The sequence below is a fragment of the Neisseria sp. P0009.S007 genome (genome assembly GCF_051962515.1).
This window is the reverse complement of sequence record NZ_JBQCVF010000343.1, coordinates 1-1,398: the sequence shown is the minus strand read 5'-3', so window position 1 is coordinate 1,398 and position 1,398 is coordinate 1. Positions and strand designations below refer to the sequence as shown.

Genomic DNA, 1,398 nt, shown 5'->3' with positions numbered 1-1,398 from the left:
CAGGTTCAAACTGAAATCGCGCACGATGGGGTCGCGGAGAATTTCAAAACGCACGTTTTCAAGACAGAGCATCATCTTCTCCACGGCATAAACAAAATTTCCAAAGGCTTGGTAATCAGGTATTCAAACAGCGACACAAACACGATGACCAACACCACATAAGCCATCACCGTCGAAGTCTCCAGCATTGCCCTCGCGTCCGCAATCCGCGCGCCCACGCCTTCGCTCGCGCCCAAGAGTTCCGCCATAATCACCACCTTCACCCCCATCGCCACCGCCACGCCGACACTGGAAATTACATAGCCCGTCAGATGCGGGATATACAGATAACGGATTTTTTTCAGACGGCCTAATTTATAAGCGTCAAACAATTCCTCATGCTGCTTGTTCACGCTCGCCATTCCGACCGCCGCACTCGCAAACGTCAGCGGCGCAACCAACACAATGATGGTAAACAACACGCTCGGATTGCCGAACCCAAACCAAAACAACGCCATCACCACCCAAATAATCGGCGGCATCGCCAACAAAATCGTAATCACAGGCTTAAGCAACGCCATCGCCGTCTTAAAACTGCCCGCCACCAGCCCCGCTGCCAATCCTGCTACCAAAGCAACTGAAATCCCCACCACCGACCGCCACAGTGAAATCCCGATTTCGTTTTCCTGAAAATGTTTCAATAAATCCAAAGACTTTTGAAATACCTCCACCGGCGCAGGCAGCATAAACTCACCGAACACGGCGCTGCCCCACGCCCACAACGCCACCACCACCATCGCCACGCTCAGACCGGAAAAGCCACTCCAAAGGTAGTCGATGATGTAAAACAGCGCAGGCTGCGGTTTGCGGATTTTGTCGGTTTTAATCATGGTTTGAGTGTTGGTTGGTGTGGATGGTTTGGGGATGGTGGGTCGTCTGAAAAAAGTAGGTCGGATACTCGTATCCGACAGCCCTTTTAACCGAAATGTCGGATTCAAGAATCCGACCTACGCTACTACGTTGGCTCGCAATTATTAGCAGGGGTATATACGAATTCATCAGGTTCATCTTCGCGAAGCCCGTTCGCCCTTAAATCTTTATACACTTTTGTTTGTTTATAAGTAGATTGGATAAACTCGTTCTTCTCTAAAATCTTAAATACTGTTTGTTTATATGGATTATCATGTTGTACAAGTGCAAAAATCTTTAAATCTTCCTTGTACTCGTTTTGAAGGAATTGTCTTAGTATTTCTGTAAAGTGTACGTTTGTATCATCTGTCAATGTACCAAATATAATTTCATATCCATCTCCATAATCCCAAACTTCCAATATGATAAAAGCTACTAAAACTTCATTTAAATAGCATTCATATATCTTGCTTTTTTCATCAAAAACGATAGGTTCATTATCATTTATAT

2 protein-coding genes and 1 pseudogene are annotated in these 1,398 nt (G+C 45.8%); all 3 read right to left on the bottom strand.

What is annotated here, in order from left to right; genetic code table 11:
• A pseudogene (locus tag ACTHS3_RS13110) lies at nucleotides 1-72 on the bottom strand (ABC transporter ATP-binding protein); the annotation flags it as partial.
• Nucleotides 72-869 (bottom strand): ABC transporter permease, encoded by a 798-nt coding sequence (locus tag ACTHS3_RS13105; protein WP_070734661.1) that lies wholly within the window; start codon nucleotides 867-869, stop codon nucleotides 72-74. The gene ACTHS3_RS13105 and the pseudogene ACTHS3_RS13110, both read right to left, overlap by 1 nt.
• 125 nt (nucleotides 870-994) lie before the next feature.
• On the bottom strand, nucleotides 995-1,398 hold a 404-nt coding region (locus tag ACTHS3_RS13100), incomplete at its 5' end, for a hypothetical protein (protein WP_440368140.1).

Excerpts from the sequence above, each read along its gene's own strand:
- ACTHS3_RS13105 (WP_070734661.1), bottom strand. The coding sequence starts at position 869 with ATGATTAAAACCGACAAAATCCGCAAACCGCAGCCTGCGCTGTTTTAC.